This window comes from Sphingomonas sp. CD22 (assembly GCF_034556155.1).
Classification (GTDB): domain Bacteria; phylum Pseudomonadota; class Alphaproteobacteria; order Sphingomonadales; family Sphingomonadaceae; genus Sphingomonas.
In genome coordinates this window covers 590,014-610,474 of record NZ_JAYDYX010000002.1, presented here as the reverse complement: position 1 = coordinate 610,474, position 20,461 = coordinate 590,014, and the positions used below count along the sequence as shown (strand labels likewise).

Genomic DNA, 20,461 nt, shown 5'->3' with positions numbered 1-20,461 from the left:
CGGAAAGACCAGCCCATGCGGACGTTCGCCTTCGCCTCCTGCGCGATCCTCGCGCTCGCCTGCGCCAGCCCGGCGGTGGCGGCGCCGCGGCTCGACGGCGTGCTCTCCGATCATGCGGTGGTCCAGCGCGGCCAGCCGATCGACCTCGCCGGCGATGCCGCCGCGGGCGAGACGGTGATGATCACGCTCGCCGGTCACACCGTCACCGCCAAGGCGGGGCGCGACGGCCGGTTCGCGGCGCGCCTGCCCGCGCTGCCCGCCGGCGGCCCCTACGACCTGACCATCGCCGCGGCGAGCGGCGCGGCGGTGCTGCGCGACATCCTCGTCGGCGACGTCTATCTCTGCTCGGGCCAGAGCAACATGGAGCTGGCGGTCACCGACGCGCAGAAGCTGATCCCCGACGCGCATCCGCCGCTCGACGACCAGTTGCGGCTGCTGACGATTGCCAAGGTCGCCGCACCCGCGCCGCTCGCGCGCTTCGACCAGGCGCCGCGCTGGGTCGCCGCCGAAGGCGCCACCGCGCAGGGCTTCTCGGCCGCCTGCTTCTATATGGTGCAGGCGCTGCGCCGCACCGCCAAGGTGCCGATCGGCGCGGTGCATTCGAGCTGGGGCGGCTCGCGGATCAGCGCGTGGATGAGCGCGGCGGCGCTGCGCGCCTCGAACATGGGCGACGCCGCCGACCTGCTCGCGCTCTACGCCCGCGACCCCGCCGCCGCCAACCGCCGCGCCTCGACGATCTGGGAGGATTGGTGGCGTGCCGGTGCCGGCGACGCGCGCGGCAAGGAGCCGTGGCAGGCCGATGCCGCGCTCGACTGGAAGCCGGTGCCGTCGATGACCGCGTTCGAGACCTGGGGCGTGCCCGAACTCGCCAAGTACAACGGCATGATCTGGTATCAGCGCACGATCGAGGTGACCGCGGAGCAGGCGCGCGGACCGGCGACGCTGGTGCTCGGCATGGTCGACGACGCCGATCGCACCTGGGTCAACGGCGTCGGCGTCGGCGGCAGCAGCCTCGCCTCGCAGTCGCGGGTCTATGCGCTGCCCGCGGGCACGCTGAAGGCCGGACGCAACGTCGTCACGGTCAACGACGACGACGTCTATGCCTATGGCGGCATGCTCGGACCGGCGGAGACGATGCGCATCACCTTCGCCGACGGCAGCAGCCAGCCGCTCGGCGGCGACTGGCGCTATGCGGTCGCCAAGCGGCTCGCCGGCGCCGCGCCGCGCGTGCCGTGGGACGACATCAACGGCGCCGGCACGCTCTACAATGCGATGATCGCGCCGCTCGGCACGATGCGGCTTGCCGGCATCGCCTGGTATCAGGGCGAATCCGATACCGGCATTCCCGGTTACGACCGCCGCCTCGCCGCGCTGATCGCCGACTGGCGCAGCCGCTTCGCCAGCCCGCAGGCGGCGTTCGGCATCGTCCAGCTCTCCTCCTACGGTACCCCGGCGACCGCACCCTCGGACAGCGGCTGGGGCCTCGTCCGCGATGCGCAGCGCCGCGTCGCCGCCGCCGATCCGCGCGCGGGGATCGCGGTCGCGATGGACATCGGCGACGTGCTCGACATCCATCCCGGCGAGAAGCACGAGGTCGGCCAGCGGCTCGCGCGGGTGATGCGCGCCACCGTCTACGGCGAGCGTATCGCGCCCTCCGGCCCTGCCATCGCCGCCGCGAGCGGCGCGGCGGGCGGCGGCGTCGGCTTGCGCTTCGACGGCGTCACCGGCGCGCTGCACGCGCACGGCGCGGATCGCGCGATCGGCTTCGAACTGTGCGACGCGGCGCCGGGCACCTGCCGCTATGCCAGCGGCACCGTCGCGGGCACGACCGTGACTCTGCCCGGCGACGGCAAGCCGGTGACGCGGGTCCGCTATGCCTGGGCCGATTCGCCCGCGATCAACCTCGCCGACGACGCGCAGCTGCCGGTCGGCACGTTCGAAGTGCCGGTGGCACGATAAGCGGCACGCAACGCCGCAACGGGAGATGACGATGGCGATCACGATGCGGGCCGCAGGCCTGGCCACGGCGGGCCTCGCGCTCGCGCTCACGCCGGTGCTGGCGCGCGAACCCGAAGCGCCGCAACGGCAGGCGCAGACCGATCCCGCGCTGCGCATGGCATCGGCGCTGGTCGCCCGGATGACGCTCGCGGAGAAGCTGCCGCAGTTGCTCAACGTCGCGCCGGCGATCCCGCGGCTCGACGTGCCCGCGTACAATTGGTGGACCGAATCGCTGCACGGCGCGCTCGGCGCGCGCAACACCACCAACTTCCCCGAACCGATCGGCCTCGCCGCCAGCTTCGACGCGCCGCTCGTCCATGACGTCGCCGGCGCGATCGGCACCGAAGTGCGCGCGCTGCACACGCTCGCCCGCCAAACCGGGCGGGTCGGCCATATCGGCACCGGCCTCGACACCTGGTCGCCGAACATCAACATCTTCCGCGACCCACGCTGGGGCCGCGGGCAGGAAACCTATGGCGAGGACCCGTTCCTCACCGCGACGATGGGGGTCGCCTTCGTCCGCGGCATGCAGGGGCCGAACCCCGACCGGCCGCAGGTGATCGCCACACCGAAGCATTTCGCCGTCCACAGCGGCCCCGAGGGCACCCGGCACGAGGCGAACGTCTTCATCTCGGCGCACGACCTCGAGGACACCTATCTGCCCGCCTTCCGCGCCGCGATCGTCGAGGGGCGCGCCGGATCGGTGATGTGCGCCTACAACCGCATCGACGGCCAGCCCGCCTGCGCCAGCGACCTGCTGCTCAAGGAGCATCTGCGCGGTGCCTGGGGCTTCTCCGGCTATGTCGTCTCCGATTGCGACGCGGTGAAGGACATCGCCGACAATCACAAATACGCCCCCGACGGCGCCACCGCGGTCGCCGCGGCGATGCGTGCCGGCGTCGACAGCGAGTGCAACAATGCGACGCTCGGCGACACCGCCGGCCTCGAAGACCGCTATAGCGAAGCGCTGCGCCGCAATCTTATCACCGAAGGCGATATCGACCGCACGCTCGTCCGCCTGTTCGCCGCGCGCTATCGCAACGGCGACCTGCCCGGCCTCGCCGGCGCCCCCGCCGCGGTGCCGGTGAGCGCGATCGCCGCCCCCGCGCATCGCGCACTCGCGCTCGCCGCGGCGGAACGCTCGATGGTCCTGCTCAAGAACGATGGCGCGCTGCCGTTGCGCGCCGGAACCAAGGTCGCGGTGATCGGCCCGCTGGGCGATGCGACCCGGGTGTTGCGCGGCAATTATTCCTCGGGCCTGTCGGGGCCGCCGGTGTCGGTTCTCGACGGCCTGCGCGCGACGCTGGGGGCGAGCCAGGTGACCCTGGTGCCGTTCGGCGAATCGCTGACCGACGGCGATCGTGTCCCGACCGCCGTGCTGCAGACGCCCGATGGCAAGCCGGGCCTGCTCGCCCGCTATTACAACCCGGCGACGCCGCTGCCCGCCTTCTATGCGCCCGGCACGCGCGAGAAGACCGTCGCCGCGGTCAAATACCAGACCGAGCCGGTGGCGACGCGGATCGAACCCGATGTCGGCGACCGCAACCTCGATCTCGCGCGCGTCGCCGACGTCCACCGCACGATCTGGACCGGCTTCCTCGTCCCCGCGGATACCGGCAGCTATCGCGTCGGCCTGTCGGGCGCGGGCGGCACGCTGGAGCTGGACGGGCGCGTCCTTTCCGACCGGCGCAAGGCGCGCTGGAACGACCTTGCCGGCATGACCACGGTCAAGCTCACCGCCGGCCGCCGCTATGCGATCAAGGCCGAGGGCAGCGGCATCGATCTCGTCTGGAAACGCGTCTCCGATGCTCCCGCCGCCGAGCTGAAGCGCGCCGCCGCCGAAGCCGACGTGCTAGTCGCGGTCGTCGGCCTCACCTCCGACCTCGAGGCGGAGGAGACCGGCGTCACCGTCCCCGGCTTCGCCGGCGGCGACAAGACGACGCTCGACCTGCCCGCCGACCAGCTCGCGATGCTCGACCAGGCACGCGCCACCGGCAAGCCGATCGTCCTCGTCGCGATGAACGGCAGCCCGATCAACCTCGCCTGGGCCAAAGCCAATGCCGCCGCGGTGCTGGAGGCCTGGTATCCCGGCGAGACCGGCGGGCTTGCCGCCGCCAACATCCTCACCGGCCGCACCAATCCGTCGGGCCGCCTGCCGCTGACCTTCTACCGCAGCGTCGCCGACCTGCCGCCGTTCGGCGATTATGCGATGACCGGCCGCACCTATCGCTATTTTACCGGCACGCCGGTCTATCCGTTCGGCTACGGTCTAAGTTATACGCATTTCACCTACGGCCCGCTCACCGTCACACCGGCGCGCGGCGGGGCGGAGGCGGGGCTGCGCGTCACCACGCGGCTGACCAACACGGGGGATCGGGCGGGAGAGGACGTGGCACAGCTGTATCTGACCTTCCCCGACCGCCCCGGCATGCCGCGCGTCGCGCTGCGCGGCTTCCAGCGCGTCGCGCTGCGACCGGGCGAGGCACGCACCGTCGCCTTCGACCTGTCGCCGCGCGACCTCAGTTCGGTCGCGACCGACGGCGCGCGGTCCGTCGCCGCGGGCAGCTATCGCGTCACCGTCGGCGGCGGCCAGCCCGGCACCGCCCCCGGCAGCACCGCCATTTTCACCGCGCGCCAATCGCAGGAGTTGCCCAAATGATTGCCCGCTCGACCATCCTCGCCGGCCTGTCGCTGCTCGCGCTCGGCACCGGCGCGCAGGCGGCGAACCGCGATCCGCTCGCCGCCACCGGCCGCTGGAGCGCCAACGCCAGCGGTCATGCGCCGACCCCGCCGATGGGCTGGAACTCGTGGAACGCGTTCAACAGCGACGTCGACGAGGAGAAGGTGCTCGCCTCCGCGCAGGCGCTGCTCGACACCAAGCTCGCCGACCTCGGCTATCGCTACGTCAACATCGACGACGGCTGGTGGCTCAAGCGGCGCCAGCCCGACGGGCGGATGCTGATCCGCACCGATCACTTCCCCTCCGCCGCGACCGGCGGCGATCCCAGCTTCCGCCCGTTCACCGACAAGCTGCATGCGATGGGGTTCAAGGCGGGGATCTATTCCGACATCGGCCGCAACACCTGCGGCCAGATCTACACGCCCGACTTCAAGAACCAGCCCGAGGGGACGGTCGCCGAGCGCGAGGTCGGCCTGTACGGCCATGTCGACCAGGACATGAAGCTCTATTTCCGCGACTGGAATTTCGACTTCATCAAGGTCGACGCCTGCGGCATCCGCGGCCTGCCCGCCGATGCGCCGCGCGTCCGGTCGGGCCTGTATCGCGAACTGCCGCCGCTGGTCGACATGCAGTCGCTCGGCGGCTCCGACATCGCCGGGGTCCGCGGTCTCTACGAACAGGTCGGCACCGCGATCCGCACCTATGCCGGCGACCGGCCCTATGTCTTCTCGCTGTGCCTGTGGGGCGCGGGCGACGTGCGCGCCTGGGGCAAGGACGTCGGCAACAGTTCGCGCACCAGCGACGACATCCAGCCGGTGTGGTCGCGCATGCTGACCAATTTCGATACGGTAACGCATCGCGCGCTCTATGCGCATCCCGGATCGTGGAACGACCCCGACATGCTGTATGTCGGCACCGGCGATTTCGACAATGCGCACGCGGTCGAGGCGCGGTCGCACTTCGCCTTGTGGGCGATGGTCAACGCGCCGCTGTTCATCGGCTACGACCTGCGCAAGCTGACCCCCGAACAGCTGGCGATCTTCGGCAATGCCGATCTGGTCGCGCTCAACCAGGACCCGGCGGGCAATCAGGCGGTGCTCGCCTATGATTCCGACGAGGTGCAAATCTTCGCCAAGACTCTCGCCGACGGCAGCAAGGGCGTCGCGATCTTCAACCGCACCGCGCTGCCCGCCAAGGCGCTGCTGACCGCCGATCATCTCAAGCTGCTGCCGACCGCAGACGTGCGGCTGCGCGACCTGTGGAGCAAGCAGGACAGCCGCTTCCGCGGCGAACTGGCGCTGACGCTGGCGCCGCACGAGACGCGCGTGTTCCGCGCCAGCGGTACGCGCCGGCTGGCGAATGGCCTCTACCTCTCCGAACAGACCGGCCGGGTGAACCCCGCCACCGATGGCGTGGTGACGCCGCAGCCCGATCCGACCATCCACCATTCGATCACGCCGTGGACCGGCACGCGCGGTGCCGGCGATCACCCGCAATATGGCGGCTGGGGCGGCGCCGAGGCGGATCGCGCGCCTTATGGCAAGCTGATGCGCGTCGCCGGCAAGGATTTCGACACCGGCATCGGCGTGCTCGCCAATTCGCGCCTCGAAGTGCGCAACCAGGGGTTCAAGCGCTTCACCGCGCAGGTCGGCGTCAACGATTCCGGCCAGCGCCGCGCGGGCACCGTCACCTTCGAAGTGTGGGGCGACGGCCGCCTGCTCGGCAAGTCGCCGCCGATGGCGTTCGGCGCCCCCGCCGCGCCGCTGCAGGCGAACGTCGGCGGCGTCGCGATCGTCGAACTCGTCGCGCGTGCCGGCGACGGGCAGCCGGTGCAGCCCGCGACCTGGGGCGAGGCGGCGCTGACGCGGTAGCGCCCCACCCCCGACCATGGCGCTTATTGACTTATCCCTTTGATCCGGGCCTTGTCTTGATCGTGGCGACCGAAGAAGAGACCAGCATCGCAGACCTGCCCGATCCCGTGCAGAGCACGCGCAAACCCGGGCGACGGCTGCGCGGTGCGGTCGCCAACAAGCTCGGCATCGCCATCCTGTCGGGCGAATATCGCCCCGGCGACGTGCTGACCGGAGAGGTCGCCGCCGCCGAGGCGCTCGACGTCTCGCGCGGCGCCTATCGCGAGGCGGTGCAGGTGCTCACCGCCAAGGGGCTGGTCGAGAGCCGGCCGAAGACGGGCACGCACGTGCTGCCGCGCGAGCGGTGGAATCTGCTCGATCCCGACGTGCTCGCCTGGGCCTTCGCCGGCGAGCCCGATCCGCGGCTGATCCGCAGCCTGTTCGAATTGCGGCTGGTGATCGAGCCCGCCGCCGCCGCACTCGCCGCCGAACGCCGCACCCGCGCCGACCTGACGCGGATGGGCGAGGCGCTGAAGGGCATGCGCCGCCACACGCTCGCCACCGCCGAAGGGCGCGCCGCCGACCGCGACTTCCACGACGCATTGCTGCACGCGACGGGCAATGACGCGATGGTGGTGCTCGGCGCGTCGATCGGCGCCGCGGTCGCCTGGACGACGCAGTTCAAGCAGCGCACCCGCGCGCTGCCGCGCGATCCGATCCCCGACCACGCCCGCGTCTATGACGCGATCGCCGCGCGCGACGCGACCGCCGCGACCGCCGCGATGCAGGTGCTGGTCGATCTGGCGCTGAGCGACACGCGCAACGCGATGCCCGCCGAAACGCCGGTCTGAACGCGCGGGCGCTCCGGTGAGCGCGAGCGCAGCCGGCCCACAGCGTTTACCCAACCCCGTTGGTGCTGGACGATGACGGGTGCCGAAGCTTCGCTCTTCTCGTCACCCCGGGCTTGCCCCGGGGTCCCGCTTCTTCCCAAGGCTATTCCCGCACAGCCCCCGCGGGCGCCAGCTTCGACAGCGTGAAGCGATCGACGTCGATCCACCCGGCACTCGCCGCGCCGGCATAGCAGAACAGCGCGAATTGCTCGCCCTGGAAGGTGCCGGTGCGCCACGCGAAGGCGAGCGGCGCGTCGCCACCGAGTGCCGTCCAGCGCCGCCCGTCGAGGCTGTAGGCGAACCGGCTGCGGTCGGTGGTGAAGTCCATGTCGGTGCGCAGCCACAGAGCATCGGCGCGCGGCAGCGGCGCCGTCGCCAGCGTCGTGGTGACCGCGCCGCCAACCTTGTCCTCGGTCACTTCGGCGGTGACCGCCGCCTTGCCGTCCGCACCGCGGGTGACGGTCAGATTGGCGCTATACTGGCCGAGCGTGCCGAAGCCGCAGCGATCGCCGGGCGCCAGATGACCGATGTCGAGCTTCACCTCGCCGCGGCTCGCCGGTCCCTGCCCCTTCTGGGTCAGCGTGTTGCGTGCCGACCAGACGCGCGTCGCCACCGTCGGGCGCAGCCGCAGCCAGCCCGGCCGCTGCGTCAGCGACCAGCGCGCGGGATCGGGATTGTGGTTCCACTGCCATTGCAGACCGAGGCGCGGCGCGGTGAAATCGTCGGAGGTCGCCGGCTCCGCGACGGGCGCGCCGGGGATCGGCTTGGCGGCACGGCGCGGCACGCGGCCGGGGGCGGCGGGCGTGCCCCAGACCGGCCAGTCGTCCTGCCAGAACACCGGGCTCATGTTGGTCATCCGGCCGATCGCGCCGCTGTCCTCCATCACGAAGCCGAACCAGCGCCCGTCGGGCAGGTCGACGAGCGCGCCCTGATGCCCGCCGCTCTTGTCGTCGATCTGGTCGCGCGTCTCCCACGGCCCGAACAGGCTGCGCGACCGTGAGACGCTGAGCGCCAGTCGCGGCGGCAGCGCGTTGAACAGGTAATAATAACCGCCGCGGCGGATGATCTTCGATCCTTCCGCGCCCTTGATGTAATGAATGCGCCTCGCATCGGTGACGTGTGCGAGCGTCGCATCGAGCGTCAGCAGCGTGATCGTGCCGTCGGCGGTGCTCGCGGTGGCCAGATAGGCGCGGCCGTCCGGCTCGATGAACAGGCCGGGATCGAACGCCTCGCGCTCCAGCTCGTGATAGCGCCACGGCCCGCGCACGTCCCTGGCGTACCAGATGCGCGTCTTCTGCCCGACCGGCGTATTGGCGAGATAGTAGATGCCGTCGTGATAGCGCAGGCTGGAGGCGTACAGCCCCTTGCGATAGGCGTTGCCGCCCTTCAGGTCATATTGCGGCAGCCCCTCCAGCCGGTCGACGAGATGCGAGGCGATCGTCCAATTGATCAGGTCGCGGCTCTGCAGGATGGTGATCCCCGGCACGTTGGCGAAGGTGGTGCTCGCCATATAATAATCGCGGCCGACGCGGATCACGTCGGGATCGGGATAATCGGCGTAGAGCACCGGGTTACGGAAGCTGCCGTCGCCCTGGTCCGACCGCCACACCTGCGCCGGGCCCGCGCCGGCGGTCAGCGCCAGCAGAGCGGCGAGCGCGGCGACACGGAAGCGGGGCATGACGGTCAATCCTTTGCCGGGAAACGGGATCATAGTTCGACGAGCGCCACGCCCTGCCGCGGCACGGTCAGCGTCAGCCGGCCGCCGGTCAGGCGCAGCGCTTCCGGCGTCAGTCGCGCGGCGTGCGTCAGCGTCGCGACCTGCGCCGGGGTCGGCCGCGCCGGCGCGCCCATCGCCTGCCACGCGCCGAAGGCGTTGGCGTGCCGCGCATCGACCCGCCACAGCCGCCCCGCCGCCGCCGGCGCGACATGCGCGACGTCCAGCGTCACGCGGGCGTCCGGCCCCGCCACGTCGTCGTCGTGATAATGCCACAGGAGCAAGGCGACGCGCCCCGCCGCGGTGCGCGTCGCGAGCACGCCGACATCCGGCGCACCGCGCACCCCGTCGCGCAGCATCGTATCGAGCGGCACCTGCGCATCGCTGCGCGCGTCGAGCCGCTCCGGCCCCAGCCGCGCGAACAGCCGGAACACGTTGAGCACCGCGAGATCGACGCCGTTGGTGGCAAGCTGGCGATAGCCGGCGAACCACGGCTGGCCGACGAAGGTGTAGGACCAGGCGAGCGCCCCCTCCAGCCGGGTGCCGCGCCGCTGCGCCAGCTCCCACAGCCGCGCATAGCTCGCCGCGGTGTAGCTCGCGTAGAGCGGCCCGTTGCGATAGGCGTTGGCCGGCCCCGGACAGGCGGCGCAGCCCTCGGGATCGTTCTCGCCGATCACCACCGGCTTGCCGGCGAGCTGCGGCACCGCGGCGAAGGCGGCGAACGCCTCGTCGGCGGTGCGCAACTGGTTGGCGATCCCCATGCGGACATGGCCGTCGACCACCGCCGGCTGCCCCTTGGCGTGGAACGACAGGAAGTCGGTCGGCGTGCCCGTCCCGCCGGTCGCGTGATTGGTGCCGGTGGTGACGTGGCTCAGGAAGCCCTGCATGAACGTGCCGCCCGCCCCGGCGAGATCGGGACCGCCGACGCGCGCGGTCGGCAGCGCGCGGCGGATCGCATCGACGGTGACGTCGTGCAGCCGGTAGAAGGCCTCGGGACTGGCGCTCCAGTAGAAGCGCAGATTGGGCTCGTTCCACGTCTGGAAATACCAGCGCTCCACCTCGGCGCGACCGTAGCGCGCGACGTTGTGGAGCGTCCAGCGATAGACGAGATCGGCCCAGCGTTTCTCGTCGCGCGGCGGATAGGTCCAGCCGGCGGTGCCCTTGGCGTCGACGCCGGGCGCCCAGGGCAGGCGATAGGGCGTGCCAGGCGGCGCGGCGCTCAGCGCCTCGGGCATGAAGCCGATCTCGAGATAGGGGTGGATGCCGGCGGCGCGATAGCTGTCGATGATGCCGTCGACGATCCGCCAGTCGTACACCGGCTTGCCGTCGCGCTCGGTATAGACGTTGGTGCTGCCCCATTTGAAATCGGCGGTGCCGTCGCCGCTGGTCAGCAGGTTGTGCGCGCGGAAATAGACCTCGCCCGGCCGCAGCCGGCCGAGTTCGACGAGCAGCCGCTTGCCCTCCGCCATCGTCGCGTAATTGGGCTCGTCGGCGCCGAAGAACCGCCAGATCGGCGGCAGCGGCGCGGTGACGCGTGCCGCATCGACGCTGACGTGCACCGCGCGCGGCGCCGGCGCCGCCGCGGTCAGCAGCGCGAGCGACGCCGCCGCCGCCGACCGGCACCACGAGGAGAGACCGCCGCGCACCGGCTCAGCGCAGATCGAGCACGACGACCGACTTGGCCGGCAGCGTCAGCGTCAGCGTACCGCCGGCGACCTGCGCCGCGGTGAACGGCTGCGGCGTCACCGTATCGGGCGCATCGAAGCTGTTGTGCGCATCCATCGCCGCCCCCGTGACGATCCGGCCGCTCGCCTGCGCCGCCTGCACCCCGGTCAGCGCGACCGACACCGGCAGCGCGCGGTTGGGATCGAGGTTGACCAGCGCGACGTGCACCTGCCCCGCGGCGTCGCGCACCGCCGAAGCATTGACCGCGGGCACCGCCACCTCGTCCTTGTGATACCAGGGCGAGGTCAGCGTGATCGGCAGCGCGGTCGCGCCCTGCCACGGCTTGTAGAGGTCGAACACCCAATAGGTCGGCGTCTTCACCATCCGCGGCCCGTCGGTGAGCAGCATCGCCTGCAACACGTTCACCATCTGCGCGATCGCCGCCATCCGCACCCGGTCGGCATGCGCGACGAAGATGTTGAGGTTGAGGCCCGCGACCACCGCGTCGCGGATCGAGTTCTGCTGTTCGAGGAAACCGGGATTGCTGCCCGGCGTCGGATCGTACCAGGTGCCCCATTCGTCCACCGCCAGCATCACGCGCTTGGCGGGATCGTATTTGTCCATGATCGCGGCGTGCTTGGTCAGGAATTCGTCCATCTGCAGCGTGTGCTGCATCGTCGTCGCCCATTCGTGCTCGGAAAAGCCGATCGCCGGCCCCTTGTCCTTCCAGTCCTTGTCGCGCGGCCGGGTATAATAATGGAGCGCCAGCCCGTCGATATTCTTGCCGGCGATGCGCATCATCGACTCGGTCCATTCGTAATTCGAATCGCTCGGGCCGCTGGCGATCTTGAGCATCGAGCCGTTCGCCGACTTGGCGAATTGCGCGTAGCGGTTGGTCTCGTCGGCGGCGTAATCGGGACGCATATTGCCGCCGCAGCCCCACAGTTCGTTGCCGATGCCGAGATATTGCACCTTCCACGGCTCGGCATGGCCGTTCTTGGCGCGCTCCTTGGCGAGCACGCTGCTGCCCTTGGCGGCGGTGATATATTCCACCCATTGCGCGGTCTCGGCCGGCGGTGCGCTGCCGAGGTTGGCGCCGACGTAGGTGCTCGCGCCCAGCCGCTCCATCAGCCCGAAATATTCGTGCGTGCCGAAGCTGTTGTCCTCGTTGACCCCGCCCCAGTTGGTGTTGACCTTGCCGGGCCGGTCCTTCGCCGGGCCGATGCCGTCGCGCCAATGATATTCGTCGGCGAAACAGCCGCCGGGCCAGCGCACCATCGGCACGTTGATCGCCTTCAGCGCGGCGAGCACGTCGCGGCGATAGCCGGCATCGTTGGGGATGCGCGATTTCGGGCCGACCCAGATGCCGCCATAGATGCCGTGGCCGAGATGTTCGGCGAACTGGCCGAAGACGTCGCGATGCACCTGCGGCCCCGGCGTGTCGGCGCGCAGCGTCGCGCGCACCGCCTCTGTCTCGCGTTCCTGCGCGGGTGCCGCCGCCGGCAGCGCGAGCCCGGCGAGCAGCAGCGGCAGCAGCGCGCGGGCGGCGCGGGGTCGAAACGGGGTCATGGGTCTTCCTCTCGTGATGGCGGCGGCGGCGGGGATCAGGGCGTGCGGAACGTCCAGCGCCCGGCCGGGCTAATCGGGTCGAACGCGGCGAGCGTCGGCGTGCTCGCACCGGCGGCGACCAGCGCCAGACCGGTGCGGCCGCCCGGCACCGCCTTGGGCATGATGCGATAGGTGCCGTCGGTGAGCTGGTCGACGCGCCACAATTGCTCGGCCGCACCGGTGAAGGCGGGCACCGCCTCGACCTCGCCCGCCGCGGTCGCCGCCAATGCGCGCGTCGTGCCGGCGATGGTCAGCTTGTAATAAGGCGCGCCGAACGAGCCGCCGGCATCGGCCACCGGCGCGATCGTCCACAATTGATGCGGCCGCACCATGTAATCGGCGAGGTCGACGCGCACCCGGCCCTGCGGCCAGCCGGCGCTGTCCTGCGCCAGCGTCTGGTCGGGCAGCGGCGCGACGGGATCGCCCGGCTTGGCCATGAAGCTGCGCCGCGCGTCGAACGGGATGCGGACGAAATCGGTCGCGAGACCCAGCGCATAGCCGCTGCGCTCGGACGCGATCTCATAGGTGCCGGGCGCGACGTTCTCGCCCGCGACCGGCCAGCCGTCGCGCCACAGCAGCGGTGCGATGCCGAGCACGCTGCGTCCGCTGCGGTCCATGTCCGCCTCGTAATGCATCGAAAATTTCTCGACGCCGCCGGGCAGCTCGATCAGGCCGAAATGGCCGGGGCCGATATCGCGGCCGCGCGCGCTGACCACCAGCTTGCCGCCGCCCTTGAGCAGCGGCGTGCCCATATGGTCGAGATACGGCCCGAGCGGGCTGCGCGCCCGGCCGACGCGGATATGATAGGTGGAATTGGGCCCGTCGCAGCAGGTGCCGTGCGTGCCGAGCAGATAATACCAGCCGTCGCGATACATCATCGCGGTCGCTTCCATGTCGATCGCGACATCGACCGGCTGGTTGCCGGCGACGCGCAGCCCGGTCTTGGGATCGAGTTCGATGACGCGGATCGGCCCGAAATAGGTGCCGTAGGTCAGCCACAGCCGCCCGTCGGCGAGCAGGAAGGCGGGATCGATCGCATCGGCGGTCTCCACCCCGTCGCTCGACGCGACGACGCCGACGTCGTGATAGCCGAAGCGCGGCGACTTGGGGTCGAGCGACAGCGTCCACATGATCTTGACCTGGCTGGCGTGACCGCCCGACATGCCGCCGCCGCCGACCGCATAGGCCATGTAGTAACGCTCGCCGATCTTGATGACGTCGGGCGCGACGCCGCCGCCGGGCCGCACCGGGCCGCTGCGCCACGTCCAGCCGTCGTCGGAGACGAGGCCGCCCTGCCGCGTGCCGAAGGTATACCAGCGCCCGTCGGAGAAGGTGACCGTGGAGGGATCGTGGATGAACGGTTCGCCCTGCAATTGCGCGGCGGCGGGTGCGGCGGCGAGGCCGAGCGAAGTGCCGAGCGCGAGGGCCAGCGCGGTGAGGATATGGCGGGTCATGGCGGTCTCCCGGATCAGCGCAGCACGGTGGACACAGCGGTGATCGGCTTGCCCTCCGCATCGAGGAAGCGGACGCAGAAATCGCTGAGCCCCGGCCCGTTGATGACGGCGCCGCGGATGACGTTGCGGCCCTTGCGCAGCGTCAACCGGTCCGACAGCACGTCGTCCATCACCATGCGGCGATCGTTGAACAGCCCGACCGCCTCCTTGCCGTTGAGCCACCAGATCGACGCCGCATTGGAGCCGACCGCCATCCGCACGTCGCGCATCTCGCGCGGCGAATCGACCACGGTATAGGCCTGGAAGATCACGCCATAGGTCGGCTTGCCCAGCCCCTGCGCCAGGTTGAACAGCTTGATGTCGAAGCTGTTCGAATCGAGCGCATGCCAGCGCAGCGGCTCGGCGGCGTTGACGATCTGGCCGTCGCGCGGCGTCGCGGTGAACTGGCCGGGGAAATATTCCTTGCCCAACGCCTCGCGCACATAACTGGCGGTGAACACCGTGTTGGTGCGGTTCGGCTTGACGATCGGTTCGAGCAACAGCCAGCGGCGCAGGAAGCCATCGGCATCGGGGGCGCCCGGCGTGGCGCCGGCAGGCTGGAAATACGGGGCGATGCCGGTGGCGGGGGTGGGAGCGGGAGCGGGAGCGGCCTGTTGGCCGGCCATGCCCGGTGTCGCGCCGGCAAGCGCCAGCCACGCTGCGCCGCCGCGCGCCAGACGCATCATCCGCACCATCCCCGTCATCGCTGCTCTCCTTGGCTGACGAAGGGGAATGGCATCGATGCCGTCGCGATTGGTGCGCCTGTCGCCGCATGGCGATCCGTCGGCAGCCCGGTCATCCCCTCCTCCTTTCGTCGCGCGATCGAGTTGGTCTGCGATCCCGATGGCCTGCCACCGGATCGCGCCGTATCTGATCGTTGCGCTGATCCGGAAGCTAGACTGGTAACGCTACCGTGTCCATCGCGGGACGGCTGATTTATCGGAGTAATAATCTATTCGATATATCCCGTTGGCTGGCCCCGACGTCTGGTAGCGCTATAGTTGCTCCAACGGTCGGCGCATCCAGCGTCCGGCGATATGGGAGAGATGAAGATGGCGGGACGTGCCATGATTCTGGCGCTGGCATTGGCCGGTGGCTCGGCGGCGATGGCGAGCGAGGCGCCGCGCTTCAGCCGCTTCGCCTATCAGGGGCAATCGCAGGAGAAGGCCGTCGCGGCGCCGGGCGCGTATCGCAACCCGATCCTGTCGGGCTATTATCCCGATCCGTCGGTGACGCGGGTCGGCGACGATTATTACCTGGTCAATTCGTCCTTCGCGCACTTCCCCGGCCTGCCGGTCTTCCATTCGAAGGACCTCGTCCACTGGACGCAGATCGGCAATGCGATCGATCGCCCCGGCCAGCTCGACTTCACCGGCCGCCGCACCTCGGAAGCGGTGTTCGCGCCCGATATCTCCTATCACGCCGGCACCTTCTACATCGTCAACACCTGCGTCTCCTGCAAAGGCAATTTCGTCATCACCGCCAGGAACCCGGCGGGGCCGTGGTCCGACCCGATCTGGCTGCCGTTCGAGGGGATCGATCCGTCGATCTATTGGGAGGGCGAGCGCGCCTATATCGTCAACAACCGCGCCCCCGCCGAACCGCCGCGCTACGAGGGCCATCGCGCGATCTGGGTACAGGAATATGACTGGCGCGCCGGCAAGATGGTCGGCGAGAGCACGCAGCTGGTCAACGGCGGCGTCGACATCACCAAAAAGCCGGTGTGGATCGAGGGGCCGCATATCCTCCGGAAGGACGGCTATTATTATCTGACCGCGGCCGAGGGCGGCACCAGCGTCAACCATTCGCAGGTCGTCTTCCGCTCGCGCGAATTGCGCGGGCCCTATGCGCCGTTCGCCGGCAACCCGATCCTGACGCAGCGCGATCTGGATCCCGCCCGTCCCGATCCGATCACCTCGGCGGGCCATGCCGAACTGGTGCAGACGCAGAACGGCGACTGGTGGGCGACCTTCCTCGCCGTGCGGCCTTATGCCGGCAATTACTACAATATTGGGCGCGAGACGTTCCTGCTGCCGGTGACGTGGGCGCAGGGCTGGCCGACGATCCTGCCGCACGGCACGCCGATCCCGTTCACCGCGCCCGTGCCCAAGCTGCCGCAGCAACGCCCGCCGGCGCTGCCGACCAGCGGCGACTTCGCATATACCGACACCTTCGCCGGGCCGAAGCTGGCGATGCAGTGGATCGGCGTGCGCACGCCGAAGCAGCCGCTCTACCGGATCGACCGGCACGAGCTGGTGCTCGACCGCGGCGCGCCGATGGGCGACCTCGCCGGCGTCCCCGCCTTCGTCGCGCGGCGCCAGCAGCATCACGTCGCGACGATGAGCACGACGGTGCGCTTCACCCCCGACAGCGACGGCGAACGCGCCGGCCTCGCCGCGATGCAGAGCGACAAGAACTTCCTGTTCTTCGGCATCACCCGCATCGCCGGCAAGCCGATGGTCGCGCTCTACACCACCGACAAGGGCGCCGAACGGCTGGTCGCCTCGGCACCGGTCGCCACCGGTGGCCCGGTGACGCTGACGATCCGCGCCAACGGCGGCACGATGGCGTTCGACTATCGGGCGGGCGGTGCGGGCCGGACGCTCGCCGCCGACGTCGACGCGCGCTTCCTCAGCACCGAGGCGGCGGGTGGCTTCGTCGGCACGTTGGTGGGGCCCTACGCCTGGCGCCGCTGACACGAAAAAGGGGCGGTCCCGCAGGACCGCCCCTTCCTGGCGATGACGGTGATGGACCGGCGGATCAGCCCGCCATGTCCTCCAGTTCGCGGCCCGCGGTCTCGTTGACCATCTTGCGCACGAAGAAGAACGATGCCGCGGCGAAGAAGGCGTAACCGAAATAGGTCACCGCCAACCCCGGCGACACCGCCAGCGCGGGGAAGCTCACCGAGATCGCCGCATTGGCGATCCACTGCGCGAAACCCGACACGGCGAGGCCCGACCCGCGGATCTGGTTGGGGAACATCTCGCCGAGCATCACCCACATCACCGGGCCCCAGCTGCCGTTGAAGAAGATGACGTAGAGGTTGGCCGCGATCAGCGCGATCATGCCATTATGCCCCGGCAAAGAGACCGCGCCCGCTGCGTCCGTCACCGCGGTCGAGAATGCCCAAGCCACCACCGCCAACGTCACCGCCATGCCGGCCGAACCGACGAGCAGCAGCGGCTTGCGGCCGATCTTGTCGACCGTGGCGATCGTGAACAGGCACGCCGCGATCGACAGCACGCCCGACAGGATGTTGATCTGCAACGCATTGTCTTCGGTGAAGCCAACCGCTTCCCACAGCACCGCGCCATAATAGAAGACGACGTTGATGCCGACGAGCTGCTGGAAGATGGCAAGGCCGATGCCCGCCCACAGGATCGGGCGGATCTTGCCGGTGGTCTTGTCGCGCAGGTCCGACAATTTGGGCTTGTGGTGGTCGGCGGCGAGCGAGTTGCGGATCTCGACGACCTTGCGGTCGGCCTCGGCGGTGCCGAACAGGCGGACGAGCACCGTATGCGCCTCGGCCTCGCGGCCTTTGGCCATCAGGAAGCGCGGGCTTTCCGGAATGACGAACAGCGCGACGAGATAGATGGCGGCGGGGATCGCCTGCAGCCAGAACATCCAGCGCCATGCGGGATAGCCGAGCCAGAACGGCGCGGTCGAGCCGCCGGCATAACGTGCGAGCACGAAATTGGCGACGAACGCGCCGGTCAGGCCGGTGATGATCATCACCTGCTGCACGCTGGTCAGCCGGCCGCGGATCGAGGCGGGAGTGACTTCGGAGATGTAGACCGGCGAGATGACGCTCGCCGCACCGACGCCGAGGCCGCCGATGATGCGCGCGAAGATGAAGACTTCCGAGCCGCTCGCCGCGCCGGCGAGCAGGGCGCTGACCAGGAACAGCAGCGCCGCCAGCATCATGACGTTGCGGCGGCCGATCGCATCGGCCATCCGGCCGGCGCCGAACGCACCGATCGCCGAACCGACGAGGATCGCGCCGACGTTGACGCCGATGCCGAGCCGGCCGAGCGCGAACGCCGCCTCCAGCCCCTTTTGCGTGCCGTTGATCACGCCCGAATCATAGCCGAACATGAAGCCGCCGATCGTCGCCACCGCGACGATCGCGGCGATGAAGCCGTGGTTCGTGGCAGTCCCCCCTGCCCCCCTTACGCTATCCGTCATCGTCTCTCCTGTGCCGGTCACCGCCGGCGAAATGGGTTGTGCCTAGTGGTTATGCCGCGGCGTACGTGCGGCGATACCCCGATATTTCAACGCGAAGTCGAGGACGCCGCCTTCGCCGAGCTGGCCGGTCTTTTCCCGGTACAGTTCTTCCCACGGCGTGTGGCTCTCGGCAATGGGGGGCGGCGTGCCGCCGCGCCGACGCGCGATCTCGGCCTCGTCGACCAGCGCGTCGCAGCGGCCCGCGGCGAGATCGATGCGGATCACGTCGCCGGTCTGCAACCACGACAGGCCGCCGCCGACCGCGCTCTCCGGGCTGGCGTTGAGGATCGACGGACTGTCCGACGTTCCCGACTGGCGGCCGTCGCCGAGCGTCGGCAGCGTCAGGATACCGCGCTGGATCAGATGATCGGGCGGCTGCATGTTGACCACCTCCGCCGATCCCGGCCAGCCGATCGGGCCGGCGCCGCGGATCACCAGGATCGAGCCTTCGTCGATGCCGAGCGCGGGGTCGTTGATGCGGTGGTGGTAATCGTCCGATCCCTCGAACACCACCGCGCGCGCCTCGAACACGTTCTCGCGTCCCGGCACGGTGAGATAGCGTTCACGGAACGCCGGCGAGATCACGCTGGTCTTCATGATCGCGAAATCGAACAGATTGCCGGTGAGGACGAGAAACCCCGCCTGCTCCTTCAGCGGCTGGTCGAACGGGCGGATGACCTCGCGGTCGGTCGCGCCGCGGCCGGCGAGGTTCTCGGCTATGCTGCGCCCGGTGACGGTCAGGCAGTCGCCGTCCAGCTTGCCCGCGCCGAGCAGCTCGTTCAGCACCGCGGGCACGCCGCCGGCCCGGTGGAACCGCTCGCCGAGGAAGCGCCCGGCGGGCTGCACGTCGACCAGCAACGGCAGATCGTAGCCATGCTCCATCCAGTCGCTCGGCCGCACCTCGATCCCGGCATGCGCCGCCATCGCCTGGATATGCGGCTGCGCGTTCGACGATCCGCCGATCGCGGTGACCACGCGCACCGCGTTGAGGAAGCTCTCGCGGGTCAGGATGCGCGACGGGCGCAGGTCCTCATAGGCCATGTCGACGATGCGACGGCCGGTCTCATAGGCGAACTGGCCGCGCTCGCGATACGGCGCGGGGATCGCCGCGCAACCGGGCAGCGACAGGCCGAGCGCCTCGGCCACCGCGTTCATCGTCGAGGCGGTACCCATCGTGTTGCAATGGCCCGCCGAGGGCGCGCTGTCGGTGGCGCGCTGGAGGAATTCCTCCTCGTCGATCTCGCCCGCCGCGAGCTTGCGCCGCGAGCGCCAGATGACGGTGCCCGATCCGACCAGCTCGCCCTCGTGCCAGCCGTCGAGCATCGGCCCGCCCGACAGGACGATCGCCGGGATGTCGACGGTGGCGGCGGCCATGATCCCCGACGGCGTCGTCTTGTCGCAACCGGTGGTCAGCACCACCGCATCGATGGGATAGCCGTACAGCGTCTCGACCAGCCCGAGATAGGCGAGGTTGCGATCGAGCGCCGCGGTCGGTCGGCGGCAATTCTCGAAGATCGGGTGCACCGGGAATTCGAGCGGGATGCCGCCCGCGTCGCGAATGCCGTCGCGCACCCGCCGCGCGAGATCGAGATGGATGCGGTTGCACGGGCTGAGGTCGCTGCCGGTCTGCGCGATGCCGATGATCGGCCGGCCCGAGCGCAGCTCCGCCGGGGTCAGGCCGTAATTCATGAAGCGTTCGAGATAGAGCGCGGTCATATCGGCACGGGCCGGGTCGGCGAACCAGTCGCGCGAACGGAAGGGACGAACCGGTTGGCGTGACACGCTGGACTCTCCACTTGGACGATGCCGGAGCCGGCTCGTACCTTGGTGGTATCGCTATCAGGCCGCCGCCGCACGTCAAGGCTTCAAACGGGTACGCAGGCGTCGCCGGGCGGATGCGGCGGTCCGGCGATCCCGATTCGGCACGGTCGACCGAAACTGCGAAAGTGGAAAATCACTCGACGACTGGTGGGTTCGCGGGGGTCTGTAGCTTTGGGTTCGCGCATCGGCGCAGAGGACTCAGAGATACAATGCGTGATGGATCCCGAGCGCGAACAACGACGTATCGCCATTCGCCGGACTATCTTCTCACCCTCCGCCACCCCGGACGCGTTCCGGGGTAAACTCCGCAGCGAAGAGAACGACTTGAGGCGACAACAGGCAACATTGTACCCCGGCGGAGGCCGGGGCCCAGTTGGGAAAGCCGCGGTAAGTCATTACAAACCTTCGCCCAACTGCGCCCCGGCCTTCGCCGGGGTACATCCGCGGTCTCGCAGAGGTCTCGAACGGGTCCGGGTGACGGGTCTTTCGGTGTAATCGATCGAGCCCCGCCGCCGCGT

At 69.9% G+C, this 20,461-nt stretch carries 12 protein-coding genes; 5 read left to right on the top strand and 7 right to left on the bottom strand.

The annotated features are described in order from the left end of the window. The first annotated feature begins 15 nt into the window (after positions 1-15). The 4 genes from SFC76_RS06155 to SFC76_RS06140 all read left to right on the top strand — a co-directional run bounded on the left by SFC76_RS06155 (position 16) and on the right by SFC76_RS06140 (position 7,379). Positions 16-1,959 (top strand): sialate O-acetylesterase, encoded by a 1,944-nt coding sequence (locus SFC76_RS06155; RefSeq protein WP_322848582.1) that lies wholly within the window; start codon positions 16-18, stop codon positions 1,957-1,959. A gap of 25 nt (positions 1,960-1,984) precedes the next feature. After that, positions 1,985-4,657 carry a glycoside hydrolase family 3 C-terminal domain-containing protein gene (locus tag SFC76_RS06150; RefSeq protein WP_322848581.1) on the top strand — a complete coding sequence of 891 codons (2,673 nt, stop codon included), beginning with the start codon at positions 1,985-1,987 and terminating at the stop codon, positions 4,655-4,657. Next, complete coding sequence (locus SFC76_RS06145; protein ID WP_322848580.1) at positions 4,654-6,549, top strand: NPCBM/NEW2 domain-containing protein; 1,896 nt, start codon at positions 4,654-4,656, stop codon at positions 6,547-6,549. Before SFC76_RS06150 ends, SFC76_RS06145 begins: the two co-directional genes overlap by 4 nt. Positions 6,550-6,611: 62 nt before the next feature. After that, positions 6,612-7,379 carry a FadR/GntR family transcriptional regulator gene (locus SFC76_RS06140; protein WP_322848579.1) on the top strand — a complete coding sequence of 256 codons (768 nt, stop codon included), beginning with the start codon at positions 6,612-6,614 and terminating at the stop codon, positions 7,377-7,379. A gap of 142 nt (positions 7,380-7,521) precedes the next feature. Here the strand turns inward: SFC76_RS06140 and SFC76_RS06135 are convergent, their stop codons facing one another. The 5 genes from SFC76_RS06135 to SFC76_RS06115 are packed head-to-tail and all read right to left on the bottom strand — an operon-like array spanning position 7,522 to position 14,602. Beyond that, the gene (locus tag SFC76_RS06135) at positions 7,522-9,096 is read right to left on the bottom strand and encodes a glycoside hydrolase 43 family protein (RefSeq protein ID WP_322848578.1); all 1,575 of its coding nucleotides are present in this window, start codon (positions 9,094-9,096) and stop codon (positions 7,522-7,524) included. 29 nt (positions 9,097-9,125) lie between these two features. After that, entirely contained in the window at positions 9,126-10,778 is a 1,653-nt protein-coding gene (locus SFC76_RS06130) for a GH39 family glycosyl hydrolase (protein ID WP_322848577.1), read from the bottom strand. A 4-nt stretch (positions 10,779-10,782) separates the two neighbouring features. Next, positions 10,783-12,366 carry an alpha-N-arabinofuranosidase gene (locus SFC76_RS06125; protein ID WP_322848576.1) on the bottom strand — a complete coding sequence of 528 codons (1,584 nt, stop codon included), beginning with the start codon at positions 12,364-12,366 and terminating at the stop codon, positions 10,783-10,785. Positions 12,367-12,401: 35 nt separating this feature from the next. Further along, positions 12,402-13,859 carry a family 43 glycosylhydrolase gene (locus SFC76_RS06120; protein ID WP_322848575.1) on the bottom strand — a complete coding sequence of 486 codons (1,458 nt, stop codon included), beginning with the start codon at positions 13,857-13,859 and terminating at the stop codon, positions 12,402-12,404. 14 nt (positions 13,860-13,873) lie between these two features. Then, complete coding sequence (locus SFC76_RS06115; protein WP_322848574.1) at positions 13,874-14,602, bottom strand: acetylxylan esterase; 729 nt, start codon at positions 14,600-14,602, stop codon at positions 13,874-13,876. A 342-nt stretch (positions 14,603-14,944) separates the two neighbouring features. On the opposite strand from SFC76_RS06115, the gene SFC76_RS06110 reads away from it, so the two are divergent. Beyond that, positions 14,945-16,594 (top strand): glycoside hydrolase family 43 protein, encoded by a 1,650-nt coding sequence (locus tag SFC76_RS06110; protein ID WP_322848573.1) that lies wholly within the window; start codon positions 14,945-14,947, stop codon positions 16,592-16,594. Positions 16,595-16,658: 64 nt separating this feature from the next. Here SFC76_RS06110 and SFC76_RS06105 read toward each other — a convergent pair whose 3' ends face one another. Both SFC76_RS06105 and SFC76_RS06100 read right to left on the bottom strand, forming a co-directional pair. Next, positions 16,659-18,083 carry a sugar porter family MFS transporter gene (locus SFC76_RS06105; protein WP_322848572.1) on the bottom strand — a complete coding sequence of 475 codons (1,425 nt, stop codon included), beginning with the start codon at positions 18,081-18,083 and terminating at the stop codon, positions 16,659-16,661. A 42-nt stretch (positions 18,084-18,125) separates the two neighbouring features. Further along, a complete protein-coding gene (locus tag SFC76_RS06100) occupies positions 18,126-19,904 on the bottom strand; it encodes an IlvD/Edd family dehydratase (RefSeq protein ID WP_322848571.1) in 1,779 nt (592 codons plus the stop codon). Positions 19,905-20,461 lie beyond the last annotated feature (557 nt).